This is a genomic window from Saprospiraceae bacterium, from assembly GCA_016719615.1.
In the GTDB taxonomy this organism is placed as follows: Bacteria; Bacteroidota; Bacteroidia; order Chitinophagales; family Saprospiraceae; genus Vicinibacter.
On the sequence record JADJYQ010000006.1, the window covers coordinates 423497 to 441844 of the forward strand.

An 18348-nucleotide genomic window follows, 5' to 3' on the forward strand; every position below is an offset into this window, starting at 1 on the left:
ATACAATAATGAACATTCATAAAATCTGTATATATGCAAACTGCAACTTTGGCTACAAATGATATTTTGATATCTATTGTTGTGACGCTTTTATGTTAAGCCTCATTACAGAGAAAATATCCAATTTTATTAAATTGAATATCCAATCGCTATCCTTGAAAAACCGGATGATGCAGATTGGGAAAAGAAACGCGAAAAAAGATTCAATTGTTGTCGGGCATAGTTGGTATGCTTGTCGCGATTACTTGTAATGCTGATTTTTTTTATCTGATTAAAGCAGAAGGAAAGATGATCGCATTGAATTCTATAACTGATTTTTCTATAATGGGCATCATTGGATGCATTATTACAGGATTATTTTTAAGTCAGGGATCTAAATTTTTCCACGATCTTCTGGATACTTTGCTGTATTATAAAAATGTGAAGCGAGCATTATATAGTAAGCAGGAAATTGAAAATAAATTGTTGCATTCACCAGACAACTATACAGCTGCAACTTTTATTGCAAAAGTGACTGCTGATCAGCGCCAGGATGATGATGATTATAACGCCTAAAGCTTATATATATGCTAGCAATAACGGAACGATTATTAAATAATTACAACAGGCCCGGAAGAAGTCTTAAAGAATTGAGGGCTATTATAGTTCATTGGACTGCGAATACCAACCGGGGAGCCAATGCGATGGCCAACAGAAATTATTTCAACAGCAGCGATTATATCAGGGTGAATGGCAATATCATATATGCCTCCGCACATTATGTTGTAGATGATCAAACAATTGTAAAATGTTTGCCCGATCATGAAGTGGGATATCACGTCGGCTCTCGAAGGCCATACAAGCCTTTGGTTCACGATACCCTGGGAATAGCTGTTGGCGATTCACCAAATAATTATACCATTGGAATAGAAATGTGCGTGAATTCGGATGGAGATTTTTCAAGAACAAGGCAGCACACCATTGAATTGACGCAGCATTTGCTCAAATTACATCAAATGAATATAACTCAGGTGCACAGGCACTTTGATATTACCGGAAAAGATTGTCCTAAAATGATGTTGGATGATTTGATATGGCAGCAATTTCTAAGGGAGATTGAATCCTATAATCAGCCTGCAGGTAATTTGAAAGTAAATGTGTCAGAATTGAATGTGCGTGCCGGAGCAGGAACGAATTTTCCCATCAAAAGGAAATTGATGAATGGAGAATTCGTCAATAAAATTGGACAGGACGGCTTATGGTATAAAATTGGAACGGATGAGTGGATTCATTCGAATTACGTGATTGTGATGTGACGGTATTATAAAAGCGACGATCTCACAAGTATCACTTCTATAATGTCGGAGATTTTGTGCATAGTTTCAATAGAACCAGATTTGGTTGCAAGGAAATATTTTTAGTGCCTGGGCAATACTGGAGCATTCCAATTCCCCTAAATTGTACGCCTATCCATTTGCAAAACTAACGAATGTTAGGCATAATTTTATGAACTTCTCGTTCATTATATGTGGGCAGATTTAAAGAGCCGAAAACCATTGGCAGAATCAATATCCAGAAATTATAGGCCGGCTTATAAAATCTTTTACGAAAACCTTCGTTGATAGATTTATTGGCCTTATTTTTGACCACTTAAACAAAAAATTTTAATCCTTAAATTATTCAAACGCATGAAAAAACAGTTATATTTATTGTTGATATTCAGCATGTTGTGCTCTGTAGTCCCTTTCAAAGGATTTGCGCAGGCAAAAAAGAAAGCCTCCGTTGAGAAAACAGCTGAAATCAAAAAAGACAGTACTGCCAAAGACACGGCAAAGAAAGTGACCCTTACAGACCAGGTTAAATCCTGTAAGAAAACGGAAGGCTTTTTCACTCTATATCAGGATACGGCTACCGGAAGAATTAAATTATACATCCGTAAAAATCAATTCAACGAAGAGTTTTTATATCAAAGTTTTTCGATGGGAGGTCCCGCAGAACTTTTTCTAAATCAGAATATGATAAGAGAAACCTGGTTGTTTAAGATCCGCAAAAATTTTGAACGCCTTGAATTTGTGCGTTCCAATGCATCATTTTATTATGATCCGAAAAGTCCATTGAGCAAAGCTGCCAATGTAGATGTATCGGAAGCCATTTTCTTTTCAGAAAAATTGCAGCGGAAGATTCATTGGGAATATTAATTAGTGCCGATGATTTATTCCTCAGCGAAAAACTAGACCCGGTAAAACCCTTTTTACCTCCGGGTTTTCCTCCGGGGCTCATCCTTAATTTGGGTTCTATCAATAAGGACAAATCCTTTTACGAAAAACTCAGAAGTTTTCCAGGAAACACGGATATCGTGGTCAATCTTGCCTACGAAAATTCTACTCCGCAAAATTTTGGTGGACTCGACATTACAGATGCGAGGTATATATCAGTGAAGATGCAACATAGTTTTGTGCAGTTGCCGAAAAATAATTTTAAAGCAAGGTTTGCACACCCACAGGTGGGATATTTTACGCAAGAGATGGAGAATATGACTACCACTGAAAATCCCCGCTATCACGACATTATCACGCGTTGGCATTTGGAAAAGAAAGATCCAAAAGCGGCACTAAGCGAACCTATAGAGCCTATTGTATTTTGGGTAGAAAATACGACGCCTGTCGAGCTTCGCCAAACCATTATGGATGCCGGTCACCAATGGAATGCTGCTTTCGAAAAGGCGGGTTTTAAAAATGCAGTTGTTATGAAAATGATGCCGGATGATGCAAATTGGGATCCTGCAGACATTCGCTATAATGTGATTCGCTGGGTTTCATCTGATTTGGGATTTGCCATTGGCCCCAGTTTTATCAATCCGCGCACTGGACAAATATTAGGTGCTGATATCACGATTGATTATAGTTTCCTCCGCGGTTTAGCTACAGAAACTGATTTGTTTGAAAGAATGCATAAATACATCAACTACAGAGCGGATCAAGCGGAGCAAATGGAACAGGATGCTATTCATCATGATCATAGACTGTGTATGGCCGGAAAAGGTTTGCAAATGCAGCAATCTTTCGGAACTGCAGTACTAGAAACGCTGGACGCAACAGAAGAAGAAAAGAAAAATTTATTACATCAGTTCATGACGGAATTGGTGATGCATGAGATGGGTCATACTTTAGGACTTAGCCATAATATGAAATCAAGTCATATGTTGAGTCCAAAAGAATTGAAAGATAAAAATATAACCGGATCATTAGGCGTCATTGGTTCTGTAATGGATTACAGCGTTGTAAATGTGGCCTTAAATAAAGCAGAACAGGCGCATTATTTTACAACCAAGGCCGGTCCTTATGATCATTGGGCCATCGAATACGGATATAAACCTTTTAGTGCTGCTGATGAAGCAGAAGGATTGAAAAAAATTATTTCCAGAAGCACTGACCCAAAACTTATTTTTGGAAATGATGCTGATATCACCCGGCCAGGTAGAGGTATAGATCCGCGCGTGATGGTGTGGGATATGAGTAATGATATGGTAACATATGCAGAAGAACGATATGAGCTTATCAATAAATCCATGATGGGGCTCAAAAATAAATTTACGAATCCGGATAAAACATATGAGAACCTAAACGTCAAATATTATGCGCTGATCAATCAGCGTTATGATATGTCGGGAGCTGTTGCCAACTACATTGGTGGCATTTATTTGGATCGGAGTTTGCCCGGACAGAATTCAGGAGCTTTACCATATACTCCGGTAGATGAAAAATATCAGCGCAAGGCTATGGATCTTTTGGCCAGGCGAATATTTGCTCCTGATGCATTTGATGCTGAAAAATCATTGTATAATTATCTGCAAAGACAAAGAAGAGGATTTCAATTCTTTTTTGGATCTGAAGATCCAAAGCTTGATGTACATATTTTAGGCTTACAAGCCTATTCATTGATTACAATGCTCAATGCAAATACTTTGAGGAGAATCAACAATACGGCACAATACGGAAATACTTATGATGTACATGAGGTATTGATGGATCTTGAAACAGCCATATTTAATGCCGACTGGGATAAAAGTGTGAACAGTCATCGCAAAAATTTGCAGAATTTTTATGTGTCACAATTGCTTGGTATCATGGAGAACAAAATGTCTATGTATGGTACGGACACCAAAGCTGCTGTGTTTTCATCATTGGCCCGATTGGTTAAAAAATTAAAATCCAATAAAGGCTCTGATGAAGCAACGAAGGCGCATCGCGCTTATTTGCATTATCAGATCAATAAAGGAATGCGTTCAAGCAAATAAGATTTTTTTAAATTACATTATAAAAGCCCGTGTTGTGATAACATGGGCTTTTTTGTTTTGGCGCTTACGATTCCTTAACATAAAAAGCACTTTATTTGTATAAATTTACTATTCATTTATAGGCCATACCTTTAATAAATTAGATTTACGCAAGTCAAGTTGTTATTATTATACTACCATATCAGAGGTATGTTTATAAAAATATCCTGACACTTAAAAATAAGCGAACAAAATATTTATAATTTGTTTCAATAATAAATTATCTTTAAGTCCATTACAAGCCTATCCCATAGACTTGTTTTAATACTTAATTTCGAAAGATTTTTTTGTCAAAACTTCAATAACCATATTTCTATGAAAAACATCTTATTATTTCTTCTCATTTATTCAGCCTTTACTGAAATTATAAGCGCCCAATACTTAGAGACCTTTTCTACTACTGATAAAGGATATAAGATCAATTGTGTGAATGACTTTACAGCTATGAATTGGACTATAACAACATGGGATGCTGCAGGCACTTGCCAGATAGCTGATCTTCGGGATCCAACAGATTATTTCAATACAACAGCAGCCGGCGTTTTGGAATGTATTGATCTGGATCAGGAAGTTTGTTGGGAGAGCCCATTGATTAATACAGCTGCTGCAAATCCAATTAGTTTAAAAATGGATCTAAGTTGGGTAGGGTTTGATGTTGATGCAGTAGGAGGAACTTGTATTGGTGATTATATAAGAGTGTATTATAGCGTAAATGGAGGAGCTTATACGATGGTACCTAATGTTAAAGGGGGTAATGCCTGTGCTACTGTAGCTTATCTGTTTAGTGGACCTCCCGGACCACACGATGATAATGTGATGATTAATGTGGCTGGCATCACTGGCGGTAGTACTTTAAAAATAAGGGTTTGCGGATTTACCAATGCAAACGCTGAAAAAATAATCATTGATAACGTCAATGTGCCTGAAACAGGTGTAACTGTAGGATGTGCTGCACCCGTGTTAAGTACTGTTGTCACTCAAGTTGGTTGCTCGAATCCAAACAGCGGGGCCATTGATCTTATGGTGAGTGCGGGTACTCCAGGGTATACATACATCTGGTCAAATGGTGCTACAACTCAGGATCTCATCAACAAACCCATTGGAACTTATACTGTCACAGTTACAGATGCTGCTTCTTGTTCTACAACAACGAGTGCAACAATTACAAATGCTCCGGCTATTGTGCTAACCACTCAGGTATTAGATGCAAGCTGCAGCGGAAACGCCGATGGTGAAATTGGACTAGATGTGAGTGGTGGAGTACCGGGATACACCTATGACTGGAGCAATGATGGGGCTGAAAACCCGGATAACGATGCGGAGGATTTAATAGCAGTCCTAGCGGGCAGTTATACTGTAACAGTGTCCGATGCCAGTGCCTGTACAGCTACAAAAAGTGTAGTCATTGGTGTACAACCATCAGTGGCATACAACGAACAATTTAATATTCCCAATAAAGGTTATCTGGCAAATTTTGTAGATGATTTTTCAGCAGTTGCATGGACAATGACTGCATGGTCACCTCAGCCCCCGGCACCATTTGGGAGAGATAATGCCGACTTTTTTCGCACCAGTGGAGGGGTTCTGTTAGGCGAAGACTTTGATCAGGATATATGTTGGACAAGTCCATTGGTTGACTTGAATACCGGAACACAATTTTCTGTAGACCTCGCATGGACCGGTTTTGATGTTCAGGTTGATGAATATATCAATGTGAAATACAGTATTGATGGAGGTAGTTATGTAACGATTCCAAATTTAATTGGAGGTGGATTAGGAACGATCCAATATAATGCAGGATTAGACCAAGGTGGTTCACTTACGGTTACCAAAACAGGACTTTCTGGCTCGACGATACAAATCCAAATTTGCGCACAGTTCAACGCAAATTTAGAATCAATGACTATTGATAATGTAAGTATTCCTAATAGTAAACCCTATTGTCCAGCTCCCGTACCTAGCCTTACTCCAAGCCATGTAACGTGTAATGGAGCTGCAAATGGTTCGATAACAACTACAGTGGTGAATGGATCTTCACCATATACTTTTCTTTGGAGTAATGGGGCCACTACTCAAAATCTTTCAGGGCTTAGTCCCGGTAGTTATACAATTACAGTGACTGATCAAAATTCATTAACAGGGACTGCTACAACAAGCATTACCCAGCCTTCCGCGATCGTTCTGAACACCGCTCAAGTTAACGTTTTATGTAACGGTGCTGCCACAGGTTCAATAGACTTATCGCCGAGTGGTGGCGTACCAGGATATACTTATATGTGGTCAGGTGGTCAAACAACTCAGGATTTATCAGGTTTGAGCGCAGGAACATATACGGGTACCGTAACTGATGAAAATGGTTGTACAAAGACAAACGCCAGCACAATTACACAAGCTTCTCTAATTGTGTTAAGCTCTACGCAAGTTAACGTTTTATGTAATGGTGCTTCCACGGGTTCAATAGACTTATCGCCGAGTGGTGGCGTACCGGGATATACTTATATGTGGTCAGGCGGTCAAACAACGCAGGATTTATCAGGTTTGAGCGCAGGAACATATACGGTTACCGTAACTGATGCAAATGGTTGTACAAAGACAAACACCAGCACAATAACACAAGCTTCTTTAATTGTTTTAAGCTCTACGCAAGTGAACGTTTTATGCAACGGTGCTTCCACGGGTTCTATAGATTTGACGGTAAGTGGTGGAGTATCACCCTATACGTATGATTGGTCAAATGATGGTGCAGAAAATCCAGATAACGATACACAAGATTTAAATGGACTCGCTTCGGGTGGTTATACGGTTACCGTTACAGATGCAAATGGTTGCACAAAAACGAGTTCAACAACGATTACTGAACCTGCATTCATCGCATTGAGCACTACGCAAGTGAATGTATTTTGTAATGGAGGATCTACAGGCTCTATAGATTTAACAATTAGCGGCGGAGTAACTCCTTATACCTATGACTGGTCGAATGATGGTGCAGAAAATCCAGATAACGATACACAGGATCTAAGTGGACTCCAGGCAGGTGGATATACTGTTACCGTGACAGATGCAAACAATTGTACAAATACCATTTCTGCAACAATCACACAACCCGCTTCACTTGTTTTAAACTCAACGGCAGTGAACCCCAGCAATTGTTTTGTAACAGATGGTTCCATTGATTTAAGTATTGTGGGTGGAACAGGACCGTTTACATACGATTGGTCAAATGACGGTGCAGAAAATCCGGATAACGATCCCCAAGATCTATTGAATTTGGCTGAAGGAACTTATTCAGTTACCGTTACAGATGGAAACGGATGTACAGCTGTGCATTCAAAAACTTTGGATTATATCGATGTTGTCAATCCTGTTGTTAGTTGTCCGTCTTCGGCCTCACGTGATGTTAATGTTGGCACTTGTAAGTACACGATTGTTTTAAGCGAATTCAATTCGACAGCAACCGATAATTGTGGAATCAGCGCCCCACATATTTACACATTATCAGGAGCCACTACAGGCACTAATTCAGGAAGTCTAAATGGGATCATGCTAAATCCAGGAAATACGAACATTCAATGGAAAGTAACGGATATTAACGGGAACATGAAAACCTGTAGTTTTAATGTCAGCGTAACCGATACAGAACTTCCAACTATAACTTGTCCGCCAAATAAAAGTGCAATCACTTCTCCCGGTCAATGCACAGCCATTGTTGATATTGGATCTCCTACCGGGGTTGGTGATAATTGTGGTACACCTACAGTAACAAATAATTCACCAGGAACCTTTCAACTAGGGATTACTCTGGTTAAGTGGAAGGCAACAGATGGGAGCGGAAATACAAAAACGTGTACCCAAAAAATAACGGTATTGCCTTATAATTGTGGCACACCCATTCAGGTTTATCATACCGATACCACAGCTACAACTGCAAAAGTCAAATGGAAGGATGGATTCTGCGCGATAACGTATGAATTGAGAATACGCCAACAAATTACGACTGGAGTTTGGGGATCATGGAGTGACTGGACAGAATTTAGTGGCCCTGCCGGTCCTCCAACATGGACCCATCAATTTGAAGGATTAACTTCGAACAAATTTTATCACTATCAATTGCGTTCACAATGCGGAACAAAACATTCAACAGCGGTTAATGATTGGTTCTGGACATTGAACTCATTTGGTGAAACGAATAACAGAGTTGTCCAGAAAGTTGAAACTTATGTGAACAATAGAAATCAGGGCATTTCAATAAATGTGGAATTGATACCAAATCCTTCCAGGGAGTTCACTACAGTTTTAATAAGTGGATTTGAGCAACAAAATAAAACGGTAAGCATGTTTGATTTGTTTGGTAAATTGGTATTCAGGGTAAACATTGACGCCCATCAAAATCAATTAGAGTTAGATCTGAACACCTTAAAAGTGCATTCAGGAATTTATTTAATCAGAGTATCTGATGACATCAATCAAATAACGAAGCAGCTTATAATTAATCGTTGATGTAGTTTAAAACAAATTATAATGAACCAAAGATTTTGGATTGGTTTATAATCCTTTGTTTATCTTGATTATTGCTTCTTGTGTAATTATCAAGCATTCCTCATTATGCCTAACGTTAAAAGTATTTAATCAGTTTTACAAATTCGACCATTTACTAATTTTCCGTCAATACCTGCTTTAATGAAATAAGTACCAGTTGGGAAAGATTCCAGGTTTATTGTTACAAGGGAGTTGAATTGATTTATGGAAGCTTTCTTGATTTGCATTCCAAGAGCATTAAATACACGAAGCTCAATTTCTTTGTAATGTATTTCGCTGAAGTCGATATTGAAAATGCTATTAGAAGGATTAGGATAAATTGAAATATTTTTGATGGAACTCTTCGTTTCAATATCGCTTATTGTTGGAATTATACTATTAAAATAATTAAACATGCTCGAATCCATTCTGCAATGGCAGGTAAAATATGGAGGAAAAATATTTCCATGACTTAACACACCGAATACCTTACTTTTATTAGTGGAGTCAGTATAAAATAGTCCGCTACCGCTTTGTCCCTGGTAACCAATATTGTAATGGCACATGGTATTTTTTGACTGCCAATAATCCATATTTCCGGTCATGTAATACATTCTTTCTCCTTCTTCAAAAACGGGATTGCCTATGGGATCATATCCGGGGTAACCAAAACTATAAAATACATTGGCGGGAGAAGTAAAGAAACTGGTATCAGCATGATATCCCCAATCTAACCATCCTGAGGCATTTCCAATGGGATTGGATAAACTCAAGATCGCCATGTCGTAATCCAAATTTCCATTTTGGGTCCATTGTGTAAAGGAATACCAGTTTGTCACTGTCGTCAGACCGAAAGGCCGGCTACCCAAATTGTAAGCTGGAATAACCGTGATGGAAACGGCATAACTTGAGTCAAATTTACTTTTGACACAATGCCCCCCTGTCAAAATAAATCCCGGGTGAATCATAATACCTGAGCAAGTGCCAAAGCTATTTTGATTGTTTTTTGGATTAAAAAATGTAATAAACATTTTTACAACAGTTGAGTTGGGGTAATTTGGAAATCCTGCTAGCTGGTCGGCAGGCTGTACATTTGAAAAAGTAAAATCCGGAATGTCTCCATTTTTATTCATTTCGCTGAGCGGCTTATTATTTGGCGGCGAAGACTTATGTTTTGGATGATTCATATAATTTTCGGTTTGAAGGGTGTCAAACTTTTGATCCAGGATATTGAATACGATTAATTTGTTTTCTTTGAAAGCCGTATCCTTTGGTGGTGTATATGATTGCAATGGCAGGGGTACATACCAATCTTTATTAAACGGCTCTTGTCCAAAAACAGTTATCTGGCTAATAACTGTTGTTGCAAAAATGAAAAGTGATTTGATCATTTTATATAATTTAATGAATCAATAACCTAGTATCAAAGATGCCTAAAATCCAATTTTTTTATTGGCGTGCAAGGCTTCTATTTGTTCTTCAAAATCCCCTCTAAAACATAACTGTAAGATCAACCTAAATTCAATTGATAATAATTTATTACAAGATAAAATTAATCTTTATATTTGACTTCGCCTCCAGGAATCCCGGTTTATTTTGCTACATTCGATAAATTATTTAAATTTAAACAATGAAAAATCCAATTACATTCTACATTTCAAACCGATCTATTTTATATAATACCATCAGTTCTATTTGCTTGACATTTTTTCTAAGTAGTTGTGGACTTTTAGATTCTGAAATTAACCAAGAAACGCATAAAACCCAAATCACTGTTAGTTTGGTTGGAAAATTAGCAGCAGACGAAGTTGCCACTGTTTCTTTAAATGGAGAAGTTATAGGCACAGCAAGTAAAAACGAGGTAGCCACCAAAGAAGTTGAACCGGACAAAGATTATAAAATTTCTGCTGTAGATTCAGAAGGCAAATCAGCCTGGTCTTCGGAGACGGTTCAGGTTAAAGCAGGACAAACTTTAAATTATAATTTGAATTGTGATCATGCTCAATTGAAAGTGTATCTAGAACCAAATTGTCAAACACCAGGTAAAGTAGCATATCCTATGAGGGTTAATATTATGAGAAACGGAAAGTTGTATGGCGCTGCTAACGATCATTTATACGAAGGCGACACCGAAACCACGGTGGATCTTCATCATGGTGATATTAAAATCAATATAAATGATTTAAACCAAGTAGTTTACTGGTCTAATGCGGTCACTTATTTTAAATATGGTTCTACATTGACAGTTACAATTAGCTGCCCATAATTATAATTAAATTGATCAAATCAATTTCTTATTTAATTTGGTTGAAGAACATACATTTGAATGTCATTTCCTAACTTTCATTCCAATACCAATAGTATTGACCCACATCTCATCTTGAACATTTGGATTTATTAATGCGAGCTGGTTGTCTGATTATCTAAATGTTTTTGTCACGAAGGGCTACACCCATCGTGAAGGAATCTCGCCCTTTCAGGGCTTTGAGTGATTTTGAAGCGAGGGGGCTACACCCACCGAGTGGGGATTTCCGCTTTTTTTTTTTTGGGGGGGGGGGGGCCCGCCGGGGGGGGGGACGCCTTTATTTTGTCACGAAGGGCTACACCGCCCTTTTTGGGTGTTTTGTTTCCATCGTTTAGGAATATCGTCCTTTCATTTTACCACGAAGGGCTGCACCCATCGTGAATGAATCTCACCCTTTTAGGGCTTTGAGTGATTTTGTTATGAAGGGCTTTATTTTTATTGCCGCAAATGAGTTGGGACTTAAGATAATGTATGACTTATGGTTTTTAATACTCCGGCTATAAATGAATTGATATTAAAAGGGCCTTTCTCCATTAGGTCTATTCTTCTTCGGGATGTTTCGATAATTCTTCAAATTTTGCGGTCATGGTTTGATTGCCGCGGATTAATTTTTTGATGCTTAAGTCTTCCGCTTTGTTGTTGGCTAATCGCAGGTTGTTTTCGGATGACAATAAAGCATCTTTTGTTTTTTGAAGGTGATCAATGGTTTTATCAATTTCATCGATGGCGGTTTTAAATTTGCGACTTGCCAATTCATAATTTCTTGCAAAACCTTCTTTAAAAGTATGAAGGCTTTCCTCAAAATTGGTAATATCAATATTTTGATTTTTTACTAAAGCCAGTTCAGCTTTGTATTTCTGTGAATTCATGGCTGCATTTCGCAGCAGCGTTATGATAGGTATGAAGAATTGGGGCCGCACGACGTACATTTTGGGATACTTGTATGAGACGTCCACAATTCCGGCGTTATAAAGTTCGTTTTCTGCTTCCAGTAAGGAGACAAGTACCGCGTATTCACATTTTTTTTCGTTGCGGTCTTTGTCGAGTTCTTTTAAAAAATCTTCATTCTTCTTTTTGCTTGATGTTTCGTCGCCTTCATTTTTCATTTCAAACATGATGGAAATCATTTCATTTCCTGCATCATCAGTTTCCCTAAAAATATAATCACCTTTACTACCGGACTTCGCATCATTGTCTTTTTCGAAGTATGCTTTTTGGAAACCCGTGGCGCGAAGTTTATTGAACTCTGTTTCACAATGTTGTTCAAGCGTTTCTCCCATCATTTTTGTGGAAAGTTTGAGCTTCATGTCTTTGCGCATTGCAATTTCTTCTTCCTTCAATTTGATGATATGATCTTTTGTTTGCAGCTCGGAAGAAAATTTTTCGATTAATGATTTTTCGAGCAACTGCTTTTCAGTTTCCTTACTTTTCAAATGATTGGCCAGCTCATCCCGTTCTTTTTCGATTTTTTGAACTGCTTCCGTTACTAAAAGTTTTTTCTCTATTTCGGCTCTGTCTATTTTTGACTTCATTTCCGCTATTTCAGCTTCTTTCCTGGCCAGCTGAACAGAAAGTTCGCGTTCATTTCTGGCTCGCAATTCGATAATTTCTTTATCTTTTTTTGCCAGGTCTTCCTGTATCGCGTTTCTAAGATTAGCTTCAGCAAGTTGAACAGCGGTATTTTTTTCTATTTCAGCCTGGTTCAATCGATTTTGCAGTTCTTCTTCAAATTGATGATCTCTGACTTGTTTGAGAATGTCGGCAAATCCGGCCTCATCTACTTTAAAGGCCTTTTTACAATTCGGGCAAATGATTTCGTGCATCTATTTTCAGTTTGGTTATTGTTATTGAGATTAGGCTTGATATAGTTTATAGGATGATATTGATTGAGCCTTAAAATTATTCATTTTTGCTGTCATTTTAATGGAGATAAATTGGAGGTGCTATTAGGCATTTATTGCCACGAAGGCACGAAGGCACAAAGGACCACAATGAATGATATTAGAGATCCAGTTTGGTATTCCCTCCTGAGTGCGATCATTTTTTTAAATTGAAAATCACATCAGTAGTTAAACGCTTTAAGTTCCATTTTTTTCTCGATCTTCGTTGTTGTTAGTTATGGGAAATGTTGGTGTTAGCAGTGTTGTCTAAAACAGCAGGTGACAGACTCGGATATGCACCGTAGATCATTTCAGGATTGCAAACTTGTCCACAAAGACGAAGCCTGTTAAGAACCCAAAGCTTGCGGAAAGCACTGACCGCCCCAAAATTGATACCCAATGTTGGCTATCGTTTTTTAATTAATTCTGTCTTATATACATACAGTGCTATACATAACAATGAAGTCAATATTAACATCAAAGGTATCCAAGTTAAATTTTCCCATAACCAACTCACTTCATTTTCATTTCCACTAATTGGAATGCTAAGGATTTGCAGGAACATTGCGAAGTACAATAAGTTACTTTTCATATACTTTCTTTTTAATAAAAATTTATGGCGCAAGCTCCCTAAAATCAACAATTTGAACAAATAATTTGGGGTTGATAAAGGGTTGGTTTTATTATAATGTTGATTATCAAGATTTTAATTTTGACTTCAACTCATTCCTGCTTTTGATTTCTATTTTTTTATATATCTGATTAATGTGTGATTTCAGCGTGCTTTGCTCGATAAATAGCTCGGTCATGATTTCTTTATTTGTCTTGCCCGAAATAATCAGGTTATACACTTCCCTTTGTCTCTCCGTCAATCCATTTATGAGCGCATCAATTTCTTCACTTTTAATTTTGGACTGCTCCTTAATTTGATTTGAAAGGCTAGAAATTTTCCTTTTATTGATTTGAAAATAGATGGCAACTAAGAAAGAGCTAATTACTACCATCAAAAAGATTAGAGCTGGGTATTTGTGTAATACCAAGTTTATTTTTCCATTACTTGACCTAATTGAAATTGCTATAGACGATAATAAAAGAGCTATTCCTAAAAGATACTTTTGATATTTTGATAACATGTTCTTTATTTTCATCAAAATGTTAGCTAAGGGTTTGAAGCTAGCCGAAGGTAACGATTTAGAAGCACTTTGCTACCATCAAAACACAAACTTTGATAGAAGCACATGCTTGATTTAACCACAGAACCGCTGCTTTTTGGTAAGTACTGTTACCAGCGGGCCTATTTCGTTTTTTAATGGGGTCTCCAAACTGGAGTTTCATTTCTCTTTGGTACATTCGTCAAGCGAATTTTTACTCTTGTTTCAACATTTATCACCCAAACATCATATTGTTCTGATGTTCCGCTTGAATAGGCAATCCATTTTCCATCTGGAGACCATGAAGGGGAATAATCTTCCAAAATGTCATTTGTAAGGTTAATGACATTGCTACCATCGGAATTCATTATAAACAGTTCAAAATTTTTATCCTCTGTTGGTCCGTAGAATGCGATTCTTTTTCCATCTGGAGAAAATTTTGCACCGGAGTCAAAACCTTTCTTAAAAGTTAATCTTTTTTCATTTTTTCCATCAGCATCCATTATAAATATTTCACCATTAGCTGCATGCGATGTGTCGTCCGGCTCTTTAATCTGGCGTGTAAAAAGGATCTTTGTTCCATCTATTGACCAGGTCGGTACTTCTTCAAAAAATTCATTTTTAGATAATCTGACAATACCTGAGCCATCTTCATTCATCGTATAAATTTCCCGGCTTTTATGGTCTCTGTCTGAAGTAAATGCAATTTTTTTGCCATCTGGTGACCATGTGGGTAGATAATCATTCGAAGGATGGTTTGAAAGATTTATCGGATTTTTACCGTTTGCATCCATTCTGAAAATTTCATTGTTGCCGTCACGATTTGAATAAAATAAGATGAACTTACCGTTTGGTGACCAGGAAGACCAAAAGTCCAATGCCTTGTTATTTGTCAGATTTTTAATATTATTTCCATCAGCGGTCATTGTGTAAATTTCAAAATTGCCGTCCCTTGTTGTTAAAAATGAGATGGTACCGCTAGGTAAAGAGTCATTCATGTTTGTTCTCGATGTTTTAGAACTAGTCACACAAGATAGGTGGAAACTAATTGCAATTAAAATAATCGCAGTTGTTGTTAAATGTCGGAGCATAATTATAAATTGTTTCATGCATATATTTTATTCGGACAGTATGCGGTTAGCTGTTCGTTGTTATTTATGGTCAATAGGTGTGTCCTTGTCATACTATTTGTAATTTACTGTTGGTTAAGAGGTCTGCCTAACACCGTCTCGAATGGCAGCTTCAAGTATGTCAATATTTATGTCATTAAGTGTTTTGAACTTAATACAATAAGCGGTTACACTTGCCTTACCTATTGTTTTTGCATAGGTTTGTGGTAAATACTTTTTGTCTTGAATTCCCATAATATAAACAGATATTCCTGTCGTGTTTGCACTGATACCAATTTGATAAAACTCTTTGGTCTTGCCGTCAGCATATTTTATGGTTTGAATTCCGTAACCAATATTAGGATTGGAAACAACTTTGCCTTTATCGTCTTTGCCGTCTAAGAACCACAATTTACATTTGGGCATTACATTTAATATGCGTTTGTGCAAGGATTCAACGTCTTCACGTTTTGGTTCGGCTTGGCTAGCAATATATTCTTTGATTTGTGATTGAATATTCATCTTTCAGGAATTTTCCAAAATATCTGTCGCTGTTTTATTGCCGATTTGTTCTGCCAGTCCAATTAGGAGTCCTTCTGCTCCGCGAATGTAGCAAAAATCAAACTCAGATCAAAGTAATCATATCCAAAACTCCATTCTTTTACAAGTCTGTCTAAAAACAATCTTAACTTTCAAACAACATCCCCATAGATAACAATTCACTCCAAGCGTCCCAACATGAGTTACCGCAAGATTCGTACAACAGCGTTTTCATAGTTCGTACTAAGTATGCAACGAAAACTTAGTTGTTTTAAGCGCTTAATTTTTGATCAGTTTAGTCGTATATGATTTATGTAATTCAAGTTGTCTAATGGTAAGAAAATACAGTCCTGGCATTAAATTAATTTGAACTTCTCCATCGTATGTTTTTTCTTTATAAACCAGCTGTCCGACTGCATTGTAAATTGAGATATCTAATGCACTTTTAACTCCTTCAATTTTGAATGAATTCTCAACTGGATTTGGGAATATTTTAATATTAGGGGTAAAACTATTGTAGTCAACATTTAGTGGTAAAGTGCAATTTGAAGGAATAGAGTCCGTTGTATAAAAGTCAACACAATTATTACAAAAAACACTTTTAAAAAAGCAACTTGCTCTTGCACCTCTGAATACACTACTGGCGTTTCTAAAAATACCGTGTCCGCCAGTTATATCTATTGTTATTTCGCTACAAACATGATTTGATATTAAGTCATAATGAATAGCCCTAGAACCATTTAAAGTATAATGCAAAAAGGAATTGTCTGCATCAATTAAAACTGTTGTGTCAAGTTCTCCATGGAACGCAATTGTTGGAAGCATTTCATCAAAATCTACTTCGCTTTCGGTAATTCCACCCCAATTATTAAAAATTCCTTTGAAAGAATAAGTATTAGTCAAATTATTGCCTGATGTATAAAGTTTTCCTAATTCTACACTTGTAGCAGTTGCATTATACAACAAGGATATACTGTCAAGTTCAAATTGGTCTGCATAAACCATACCGAGAGCAAGCAAAGAACCTGCACTTTGTCCACCAACAAATAACCAACTGGTATCAATTCTAACGGCATTTGCATTGTTAACTACAAATCGCATTGCAGCATGTCCATCTTGTATTGCTCTGTATCTCGCTTTATACTGACCGTATTCGGTAAAATCATAACCAAGTCGATAATTTACAGAAGCACAAACGAAACCTCTCCTTGCCATGAGAATACATAAATCTTTTATGTCCCCAGATTGTTTGTCACCAGATGAAAAACCACCACCGTGAAACAACATAATAAAAGGGCGCTTTGGCGATGTATCAATTCCCAGATTTGGATAATATAAGTCCATAAGTAATGTGTCGGGGTTACCAAAGTGGTCAATGGCAATGCCAAATTGAATATTGGCTCCAGTAGTAATTTCATTAGAATCGAAATATTCAACTTCGGTATATCTCGTATCACTAGTGCAATATTGTCCAAAAGCTTTTACATTTAGAACAAAGAAAACTGCCAATAAGAAAAAATATTTATTTTTCATGTCGTATCTGTATTAATTGCTTATAACAGTTTGCGGCTATCTGAAGGTGGCGATTTCGAAAAACTTTACTGTCAACCAAGTACGCATTTTGAAAGAAATACAAAGCTTGATTTATTCCATGAACCACCACATGTGGGTTAGTGCTGTGTGCGTTCGTGCTACTCTATCAATGCAATCTGACTTAATCGGTTTTTCATAAAGTTGTTTGAATAATTGATTTGCTATTTTAGAACGAAGCTTTGTGGTCTTTAAGCGATTTCACTTTAGGTTTGATAAATAATCCTGCGATAGCTGCAAAAATCGTGAATATAATACCGGGCGCACCAGCAAACTTGTATTGTCCGTGAATTTGTTTGAGTATAAAGTCGAAATCAACTATCATCTGAAAACCCGGCTTATTGGGATTAGATTGACTGTTTAATGAGTCAAAACCCTGTACCAACATATAGTCAATGTCAAGTGCAGGTTTATATGTGGCTCTAAGCTTTGTCTCTCTGTCAAGCGGATTTGAAAAGCTGTGTGCCGTGTTTGCTATAACATTAAAACTTTGTCCTTCTTCAAGAACAATTTTCTTGCCATTAGCCGAAAGTTCAAGTTTGCCTTCAATAACTTCAAAAATTTCATCTTGCAATGGATGGATATGAGGCGGTGGACCTTCTTGTCCAGCCGGAATGATGCAGATAATTTCTGTAAATGCACCTTCAGTGTCTTTACCTGTCTTTACAAAGGTGATTGTTTCACCTGTTGATTTTAGAGTTATAGATTTCATTTTCCCTTATTTAATTCTGTGTTTAAAATTTTTGTTTTTAAGTTCCAGCTTTGTCGTTTATTCCAGATCATTTGATGTTAGCACTTTGGGCAAAAATGATGCAACGGATATTGGCGTAGACGCTGCACCGCCAAACCATTAGCAGCCAAAAAGTAAAAAATAATTATTTCATTACCGTTGAAAATTAAAATAGAATGATTTTCGATGCTTTGCGGTGTAGAGTCTATGCCA

13 protein-coding genes are annotated in these 18348 nt (G+C 37.1%); 6 read left to right on the plus strand and 7 right to left on the minus strand.

Going from position 1 to position 18348, the window contains the following annotated elements; all coding sequences use genetic code 11:
• Positions 1 to 177: 177 nt before the first annotated feature.
• The 5 genes from IPM92_14390 (at position 178) to IPM92_14410 (ending at position 8812) form a co-directional block, all read left to right on the plus strand.
• Positions 178 to 555 carry a hypothetical protein gene (locus IPM92_14390; GenBank protein ID MBK9109521.1) on the plus strand — a complete coding sequence of 126 codons (378 nt, stop codon included), beginning with the start codon at positions 178 to 180 and terminating at the stop codon, positions 553 to 555.
• An 11-nt stretch (positions 556 to 566) separates the two neighbouring features.
• The gene (locus IPM92_14395; GenBank protein ID MBK9109522.1) at positions 567 to 1295 is read left to right on the plus strand and encodes an N-acetylmuramoyl-L-alanine amidase; all 729 of its coding nucleotides are present in this window, start codon (positions 567 to 569) and stop codon (positions 1293 to 1295) included.
• A 372-nt stretch (positions 1296 to 1667) separates the two neighbouring features.
• On the plus strand, positions 1668 to 2177 hold the full coding sequence (locus IPM92_14400; GenBank protein ID MBK9109523.1) for a hypothetical protein: 510 nt from the start codon (positions 1668 to 1670) through the stop codon (positions 2175 to 2177).
• Positions 2165 to 4276 (plus strand): zinc-dependent metalloprotease, encoded by a 2112-nt coding sequence (locus IPM92_14405; GenBank protein ID MBK9109524.1) that lies wholly within the window; start codon positions 2165 to 2167, stop codon positions 4274 to 4276. Before IPM92_14400 ends, IPM92_14405 begins: the two co-directional genes overlap by 13 nt.
• A gap of 354 nt (positions 4277 to 4630) precedes the next feature.
• Positions 4631 to 8812, plus strand: coding sequence for a T9SS type A sorting domain-containing protein (locus IPM92_14410; GenBank protein MBK9109525.1), 4182 nt, complete (start codon positions 4631 to 4633; stop codon positions 8810 to 8812).
• A gap of 125 nt (positions 8813 to 8937) precedes the next feature.
• Here IPM92_14410 and IPM92_14415 read toward each other — a convergent pair whose 3' ends face one another.
• Complete coding sequence (locus tag IPM92_14415; GenBank protein MBK9109526.1) at positions 8938 to 10221, minus strand: T9SS type A sorting domain-containing protein; 1284 nt, start codon at positions 10219 to 10221, stop codon at positions 8938 to 8940.
• Positions 10222 to 10460: 239 nt separating this feature from the next.
• On the opposite strand from IPM92_14415, the gene IPM92_14420 reads away from it, so the two are divergent.
• Positions 10461 to 11096, plus strand: coding sequence for a hypothetical protein (locus IPM92_14420; protein MBK9109527.1), 636 nt, complete (start codon positions 10461 to 10463; stop codon positions 11094 to 11096).
• Positions 11097 to 11674: 578 nt separating this feature from the next.
• Here IPM92_14420 and IPM92_14425 read toward each other — a convergent pair.
• The 6 genes from IPM92_14425 to IPM92_14450 all read right to left on the minus strand — a co-directional run bounded on the left by IPM92_14425 (position 11675) and on the right by IPM92_14450 (position 18117).
• Entirely contained in the window at positions 11675 to 12958 is a 1284-nt protein-coding gene (locus tag IPM92_14425; protein MBK9109528.1) for a DUF2130 domain-containing protein, read from the minus strand.
• Between the two features lie 755 nt (positions 12959 to 13713).
• Entirely contained in the window at positions 13714 to 14148 is a 435-nt protein-coding gene (locus IPM92_14430) for a helix-turn-helix transcriptional regulator (GenBank protein MBK9109529.1), read from the minus strand.
• Positions 14149 to 14321: 173 nt separating this feature from the next.
• The gene (locus tag IPM92_14435; GenBank protein MBK9109530.1) at positions 14322 to 15275 is read right to left on the minus strand and encodes a PD40 domain-containing protein; all 954 of its coding nucleotides are present in this window, start codon (positions 15273 to 15275) and stop codon (positions 14322 to 14324) included.
• Between the two features lie 96 nt (positions 15276 to 15371).
• Positions 15372 to 15797: a DUF1801 domain-containing protein gene (locus tag IPM92_14440; GenBank protein ID MBK9109531.1), complete on the minus strand. Its 426-nt coding sequence runs from the start codon at positions 15795 to 15797 to the stop codon at positions 15372 to 15374.
• Positions 15798 to 16094: 297 nt separating this feature from the next.
• On the minus strand, positions 16095 to 17348 hold the full coding sequence (locus IPM92_14445) for an alpha/beta hydrolase fold domain-containing protein (GenBank protein MBK9109532.1): 1254 nt from the start codon (positions 17346 to 17348) through the stop codon (positions 16095 to 16097).
• Positions 17349 to 17574: 226 nt separating this feature from the next.
• Entirely contained in the window at positions 17575 to 18117 is a 543-nt protein-coding gene (locus tag IPM92_14450; protein MBK9109533.1) for a cupin domain-containing protein, read from the minus strand.
• Between the last annotated feature and the right edge of the window lie 231 nt (positions 18118 to 18348).

Coding starts and splice junctions, on each gene's coding strand:
- IPM92_14395 (MBK9109522.1), top strand. CDS start 567: ATGCTAGCAATAACGGAACGATTATTAAATAATTACAACAGGCCCGGA.
- IPM92_14400 (MBK9109523.1), top strand. CDS start 1,668: ATGAAAAAACAGTTATATTTATTGTTGATATTCAGCATGTTGTGCTCT.
- IPM92_14410 (MBK9109525.1), top strand. CDS start 4,631: ATGAAAAACATCTTATTATTTCTTCTCATTTATTCAGCCTTTACTGAA.
- IPM92_14415 (MBK9109526.1), bottom strand. CDS start 10,221: ATGATCAAATCACTTTTCATTTTTGCAACAACAGTTATTAGCCAGATA.
- IPM92_14420 (MBK9109527.1), top strand. CDS start 10,461: ATGAAAAATCCAATTACATTCTACATTTCAAACCGATCTATTTTATAT.
- IPM92_14425 (MBK9109528.1), bottom strand. CDS start 12,958: ATGCACGAAATCATTTGCCCGAATTGTAAAAAGGCCTTTAAAGTAGAT.
- IPM92_14430 (MBK9109529.1), bottom strand. CDS start 14,148: ATGTTATCAAAATATCAAAAGTATCTTTTAGGAATAGCTCTTTTATTA.
- IPM92_14435 (MBK9109530.1), bottom strand. CDS start 15,275: ATGAAACAATTTATAATTATGCTCCGACATTTAACAACAACTGCGATT.
- IPM92_14440 (MBK9109531.1), bottom strand. CDS start 15,797: ATGAATATTCAATCACAAATCAAAGAATATATTGCTAGCCAAGCCGAA.
- IPM92_14445 (MBK9109532.1), bottom strand. CDS start 17,348: ATGAAAAATAAATATTTTTTCTTATTGGCAGTTTTCTTTGTTCTAAAT.
- IPM92_14450 (MBK9109533.1), bottom strand. CDS start 18,117: ATGAAATCTATAACTCTAAAATCAACAGGTGAAACAATCACCTTTGTA.